Origin of the sequence: Corynebacterium pollutisoli (assembly GCF_900177745.1) — a bacterium.
GTDB lineage: Bacteria > Actinomycetota > Actinomycetes > Mycobacteriales > Mycobacteriaceae > Corynebacterium > Corynebacterium pollutisoli.
Window position 1 is genome coordinate 146,218 of record NZ_FXAR01000008.1, and the last position, 6,046, is coordinate 152,263.

Annotated in this window: 6 protein-coding genes; 3 read left to right on the forward strand and 3 right to left on the reverse strand. The window is 68.0% G+C overall.

What is annotated here, in order from left to right; all coding sequences use genetic code 11:
* Positions 1–21 precede the first annotated feature (21 nt).
* On the reverse strand, positions 22–1,299 hold the full coding sequence (gene eno, locus B9Y70_RS11020) for a phosphopyruvate hydratase (RefSeq protein WP_085550319.1): 1,278 nt from the start codon (positions 1,297–1,299) through the stop codon (positions 22–24).
* A gap of 131 nt (positions 1,300–1,430) precedes the next feature.
* The gene (locus B9Y70_RS11025; RefSeq protein WP_085550320.1) at positions 1,431–2,195 is read right to left on the reverse strand and encodes a lytic transglycosylase domain-containing protein; all 765 of its coding nucleotides are present in this window, start codon (positions 2,193–2,195) and stop codon (positions 1,431–1,433) included.
* Between the two features lie 154 nt (positions 2,196–2,349).
* On the opposite strand from B9Y70_RS11025, the gene B9Y70_RS11030 reads away from it, so the two are divergent.
* Complete coding sequence (locus tag B9Y70_RS11030; protein WP_085550321.1) at positions 2,350–2,745, forward strand: hypothetical protein; 396 nt, start codon at positions 2,350–2,352, stop codon at positions 2,743–2,745.
* Positions 2,746–2,748: 3 nt separating this feature from the next.
* On the opposite strand, the gene B9Y70_RS11035 is transcribed toward B9Y70_RS11030, so the two are convergent.
* Entirely contained in the window at positions 2,749–3,357 is a 609-nt protein-coding gene (locus B9Y70_RS11035; protein ID WP_085550322.1) for a MazG nucleotide pyrophosphohydrolase domain-containing protein, read from the reverse strand.
* A 23-nt stretch (positions 3,358–3,380) separates the two neighbouring features.
* Here B9Y70_RS11035 and B9Y70_RS11040 point away from each other — a divergent pair, with 23 nt between their 5' ends.
* Positions 3,381–4,841, forward strand: coding sequence for an amino acid permease (locus B9Y70_RS11040; RefSeq protein ID WP_085550323.1), 1,461 nt, complete (start codon positions 3,381–3,383; stop codon positions 4,839–4,841).
* Positions 4,842–4,933: 92 nt separating this feature from the next.
* Positions 4,934–5,944: a quinolinate synthase NadA gene (gene nadA, locus B9Y70_RS11045; protein WP_085550333.1), complete on the forward strand. Its 1,011-nt coding sequence runs from the start codon at positions 4,934–4,936 to the stop codon at positions 5,942–5,944.
* Positions 5,945–6,046: the final 102 nt, after the last annotated feature.

The window sequence follows — 6,046 nt, forward strand, 5'->3', positions numbered from 1 at the left end:
GGCGTCGACAAGCGCTGTGAGTTACTTCTGGAAGCGCGGGAAAGCGGAACGGCCGGCGTAGACGGCGGCGTCGCCCAGCTCCTGCTCGATGCGCAGCAGCTGGTTGTACTTGGCGACGCGCTCGGAACGGGCCGGGGCACCGGTCTTGATCTGGCCGCAGTTGAGGGCGACGGCCAGGTCGGCGATGGTGGTGTCCTCGGTCTCACCGGAACGGTGGGACATCATGGAACGGTAGCCGTTGCGGTGCGCCAGGTCGACGGCGTCGAAGGTCTCGGTGAGGGTACCGATCTGGTTGACCTTGACCAGCAGGGCGTTGGCGGCCTTCTTGTCGATGCCCTCCTGGAGGCGGGCCGGGTTGGTGACGAAGAAGTCGTCGCCCACCAGCTGGACCTTGTCGCCGATGGCGGCGGTGAGGGCGACGTAGCCGTCCCAGTCGTCCTCCTGCAGCGGATCCTCGATGGAGACGATCGGGTACTCGTTGATGAGCTCCTCGTAGACCTTGGACATCTCCTCGGCGGTGAGCTCCTGGCCCTCGAAGTGGTACTTGCCGTCCTTGAAGAACTCGGAGGAGGCGACGTCCAGGGCCAGAGCGACATCATCGCCCAGCTTGTACCCGGACTTCTCGATGGCCTCGACAATGAGGTCCAGGGCCGCACGGGTGGACTCGACGGACGGAGCGAAACCGCCCTCGTCGCCCAGGCCGGTGGACAGGCCCTTCTCCTTGATGACGGACTTGAGGGTGTGGTACACCTCAGCGCCGACCTGCAGAGCCTCGGTGAAGGTCTCGGCACCGATCGGGGCGATCATGAACTCCTGGACGTCGACGCCGGAATCGGCGTGGGCGCCACCGTTGAGGATGTTCATCATCGGTACCGGCAGCACATGGGCGTTCGGGCCGCCGATGTAGCGGTAGAGCGGCAGGCCGGCGGACTCGGCGGCGGCACGGGCCACAGCCATGGACACGCCGAGGATGGCGTTGGCGCCCAGGCGGGACTTGTTGTCGGTGCCGTCCAGGTTGAGCATGGCCTGGTCGATGGCGCGCTGGTCGTCGGCCTCGTAGCCGGCCAGCTCGTCGGCGATCTCCTCGTTGACGTTCTCGACGGCCTTCAGCACGCCCTTGCCCAGGTAGCGGTCGCCGCCGTCGCGCAGCTCGTGCGCCTCATGGACACCGGTGGAGGCACCGGACGGAACGCCGGCGGTGGCGAGGGTGCCGTCGTCGAGCACGACACCTGCCTCGACGGTCGGGTTACCACGGGAATCCATGATCTCTCGGGCGAAAACGTGAATGATGTCAGCCACTTGTGGGCCTCCTATAGCCATCTCGAAGTGTGAGTTCGTCTCGTCGCGCGCGCACGTCACGCGTCCGGTCCCAATTCTTGCAGAAAACCGGGCGCGGCGGGACCTATAGAGGTGGGTTCAGGGGGTACCCGTCAACGGGCGGGCTGATTGAGGGCGTAGGAACCGGCCGCGTCACGCACGTCGATGAGGTACTCCTGCGAACGGTTGTAGGAGTAGATCGCCCTCGTCCACCCCTCCGGGGTGGCCAGGTCACCGCCGTTGACGCACAGCAGATGGGCGGCACCGAGGGCGGCGTCGTCGATCTGGTGGGGGTCCGCGACACCGTCGCCGTTGGCGTCCCGGCCGTAGCGCTTCCACGACTCCGGGATGAACTGCATCGGGCCGACCGCGCGGTCCCACTCGGTGTCGCCGTCGAGGAGCCCGCCGTCGGTGTCGGGGATCGCCGCGAAGCCCGGGCTGCCGTCCAGCGGGATGCCGATGATTTTCGGCTCGGCGAAACCCTCCTCGTTGATCCGGCTGCGGTTGAAGTACTCACCCGAGTAGGTGCCGTGACGGGACTCTACCCAGCCGATGCCGGCCAGGGTGTTCCAGCGCAGGTTGCAGGTGGGCCAGGCGTCGCGGGCGATGAGCTCGGCGTTGCCGTAGGCGCGGACGGCGGCCGCGGGGATGCCGGTCTCCTCCGCCAGGGGTTCCGCCCAGAAGGTGAGCTTGTCGGCGGTGCGTCCGGGGGCGTGGACGTCGATGAGCGGGACCTCCGCAGCACCGGCCGGAGGGACGTTGTCCGGGACCGGCTGCAGCTGGCGGGTGGGGCTGGAGATGTCGAGGAAGGACAGGGCCCATCCGACGAGGGAGATGACCATAATGATCGCCAGGACCACGCCCAGACCACAGCCCATCACCCGTCTACTCATGAGGCACGATCCTACGGCATGGACCTTTCGGATGAGCATCCGGCTCGGAAGCCCAGAAAACTGCCACACACGTCACATCTGCCCCACAGATAACGTAGTCTCGCAGGCGTAACCGTTTCGTAGCTGAAAGGCCCCCGCCATGCTCCGCCGTACCCTCGCCACCGTCGCCACCGCCGGCATCGCCTTCGTCGGCCTCACCCCCACCGCCTCCGCCCAGAACGCCGAGGACCTCATCGCCAACGTCCCCTGCCCCGTCGCCGAGATCGCACTCCGCAGCGCCTTCCAGATCAACGAGAACACCACCCGCTCCGACCTGGCCAAGCAGATCCGCGACGCCGCCAAGCCGGTCACCGGCAACGACGTCGGCGCCTACCTCCTCGGCGCCCAGTACGCCGGCCAGATCGCCGACGAGGCACTCGAGTGCGGCATCGTCAAGGCCGACCCCCAGCTCATCCCCGGCCTGGAGAACATCCCCCACATCGGCGACATCCAGGACATCCTCCAGGGCCTGTCCAGCACCCTCCAGCCCCGCTAGAACCTACTCGCGGGACTTCCCCAGGGCCCACAGCCGCTCCTGCTCCTCGACGGCCACGACCCGTGTCGTGCCGTCGAATAGGTAGGGGGACCGGGACCGCAGCTTATCGACGAAACTCCCCGCCACATCACCGAAGTCGAACGCCGCGCGTCGCGACGCGATCTCCGCGTGGAACAGCACCTGCAGCAGCACATCCCCGAGCTCCTTCAGCAGCGCCTGATCGTCACCGTCGCCCTCCCACACCACGACCTGGTCGGCGAACTCCTGCGCCTCCTCCGCCAGGTAGGGCAGGAGGGAACGGTGCGTCTGCGAGGCCTCCCACTCACCGATCGAACAGGCCCGCTCCATCGCCCGGACCGCCACCCGCACCGGATCCCTCCGGGACTCCGCGACGATGACCTCCTCCCCCGCGTCGACGCGCGCGCGTACCCGCGGGTCGAGGTCGTCGGTGCTCACCAGCACGCCCGGCCCCTCCGCCGCGACGAGCCGGTCGATGTTCCACCGCACCGTGACCGGCACCTCGTCGGTGAACTCCAGCCTGCCACCCAGCCGCCCGTACGCCTCGAGGGGGATGAGGGAGGGCCAGCGGTCGTCGAGAAGCAGGACAGTCATGGGCTACATAGTAGATTGACCCGGTGACTACAGCGCGCATCCATACAGTGACCGTCTGGTCCCTCGTCGCCCTCATCATCGGATCGACGGTCGGCTCCGGCATCTTCTCCCTCCCGCAGAACGTCGCCTCGGCGGCCGGCCCCGGAGCGGCGCTCATCGGCTGGGCGATCTCGGCGGTGGGTATGCTGTCCATCGCGTTCGTCTTCCAGATCCTGGCGGTGCGCCGCCCCCACCTGGACTCCGGCGTCTACTCCTACGTCCGCGCCGGCCTCGGCGACTACATCGGTTTCACCTCGGGGTGGGGGTACTGGCTGGGGTCGGTGATCGCGCAGGTCGGCTACGCGACGCTGTTCTTCAACACCGTCGGCCACTACGTCCCGTGGGTGGGGGTGGACCGACCGGTGGCGACGGCGGTGGCGGTGTCGCTGCTGACATGGACGATCTTCGCGGTCCTGTCGCGTGGTGTGAAGCAGGCGGCGTTCATGAACGCCGTGACGACGGTGGCCAAGCTCCTGCCCATCGCCGCGTTCATCGTGCTCGTGGCGTTCCTCGGGTTCAGCTGGGAGCGCTTCACGATGGCGTTCTGGGGTGAGGGGCCGATCCTCGACCAGGTGCAGGGCATCATGCTGTTCACCGTCTGGGTGTTCATCGGCGTGGAGGGGGCGTCGGTGTACTCGAAGCAGTCGCGCACGCGTCGCGACGTCGGCCGCGCCACCATCCTCGGCTTCTTCACCGTCCTCGCCCTGCTCATGTCGGTGTCGATGCTCTCCTACGGCGTCCTCAGCCAGGAGGAGCTGGCCGCGCTGCCCGACAACTCCATGGCCGCGGTCCTCGAGGCCGTCGTCGGTCCGTGGGGCGGGCTGCTCATCTCCATCGGCCTGTGCCTGTCCGTCCTCGGTGCCTACGTCTCCTGGCAGATGCTGTGCGCCGAGCCGCTGGCCCTCATGGCCTTCGACGGGCTGCTGCCCCGCCGACTGGGCGCCGTCAACCACGCCGGCGCCCCGTGGGCCGCCCAGCTGCTGTCGACGGTGGTCATCCAGATCACGGTCATCATCTTCTTCCTCAACGAGACCGCCTACATCTCCATGGTGCAGCTGGCCACCGTCCTCTACCTCGTCCCCTATCTCTTCTCCGCCCTCTACCTCGTGCTCCTCGCCGCCCGCGGCCGCGGCATCGCCCATCCCCACGCGGGCGTGCTTTTCGACGACAGCGGCCCCACCCCCACCCCGGCGGACAACCGCCGCCACCTCCTGGTGGGGGTCCTCGCCCTGGTGTACTCGGCGTGGCTGTTCTACGCCGCGGACCTCACCTTCGTCCTCTTCGGCGCGCTCGCCGTCCTACCGGGGCTCGTCCCGTACGTGTGGACGCGCCTGCAGGCCAACGAGAAGGTCTTCAACCGCTTCGAGGCCGCCGTGGTCGCGCTGCTGGTCGTGGCCGGTGGGGCTGCCGCGTGGGGCCTGGCCCAGGGCTCGCTGTCGCTCTGATCGGTTTCGGAGAATCCGCCCCCATCTGGGATACTTGGCCCGACACACCGGGTAACCAAGGAGAAGAAGTGGCCACCAAGCTGTCATCCCACCTGCTCGACAAGATCGTCGAAAGCCCCGAAGGCTGGACCGGCATCGAGGCCGACGACGAATGGGCCGCCGAGGTCAGGCGTCTCGCCCGCGAGCGCAACGCCATCATCCTGGCCCACAACTACCAGCTCCCGGAGATCCAGGACATCGCCCACTTCACCGGCGACTCCCTCGGGTTGTCCCGTATCGCCGCCGACACCGACGCGGACGTCATCATCTTCTGCGGTGTCCACTTCATGGCCGAGTCCGCCAAGATCCTCTCCCCCGAGAAGACCGTCATCATCCCCGACGAGCGGGCCGGCTGCTCCCTGGCCGACTCCATCACCGCCGAGCAGCTCGCCGAGTGGAAGGCCGAGCACCCGGACGCCCTCGTCGTCTCCTACGTCAACACCACCGCCGACGTGAAGGCGCTCACCGACGTCTGCTGCACCTCCTCCAACGCGGTCGACATCGTCAAGTCGCTGCCCGCCGACAAGGAGATCCTGTTCAACCCGGACCAGTTCCTCGGCGCCCACGTGAAGCGGGAGACCGGCCGTGACAACATCCGTATCTGGGCCGGCGAGTGCCACGTCCACGCCGGCATCTCCGGCCCCGACCTGGTGGCCCGGACGGAGGAGAACCCGGAGGCCGACCTCTACATCCATCCCGAGTGCGGCTGCGCCAACTCCGCCATCTACCTCGCCGGCGAGGGGCTTGTCGACGAGAGCCGCGTCCACATGCTCTCCACCGGCCAGATGCTCGACGAGGCCAAGAACCAGCAGACCGGCACCGTCCTCGTGGCGACCGAGGTGGGCATGCTGCACCAGCTGCGCCAGACCGCCCCGGACATCGACTTCAAGCCGGTCAACGAGCGCGCCGCCTGCGCCTACATGAAGATGATCACCCCGGCCGCCCTCATCCGGGCCCTCGCCCTCGGCGTCGACGAGGTCGACGTTCCCAAGGACATTGCCGACGCCGCCCGCGAATCCCTCGAGCGCATGATCGCGGTCGGGCAGTCAGGGCTCGGCGAGTAACCCTCGGGCGGACAGGTCGCGGAGGGGGTGGGTGTTGCTGCGGGGTGGCCCACCATCCGGTGGGATGTGCACCACCCCGCCGGGATGACGTTCCAGGCGCCC

Bases quoted from the DNA above. Each gene is read 5' to 3' on its own strand.
- B9Y70_RS11025 (WP_085550320.1), bottom strand. From the start codon at position 2,195: ATGGGCTGTGGTCTGGGCGTGGTCCTGGCGATCATTATGGTCATCTCC.
- B9Y70_RS11030 (WP_085550321.1), top strand. From the start codon at position 2,350: ATGCTCCGCCGTACCCTCGCCACCGTCGCCACCGCCGGCATCGCCTTC.
- B9Y70_RS11035 (WP_085550322.1), bottom strand. From the start codon at position 3,357: ATGACTGTCCTGCTTCTCGACGACCGCTGGCCCTCCCTCATCCCCCTC.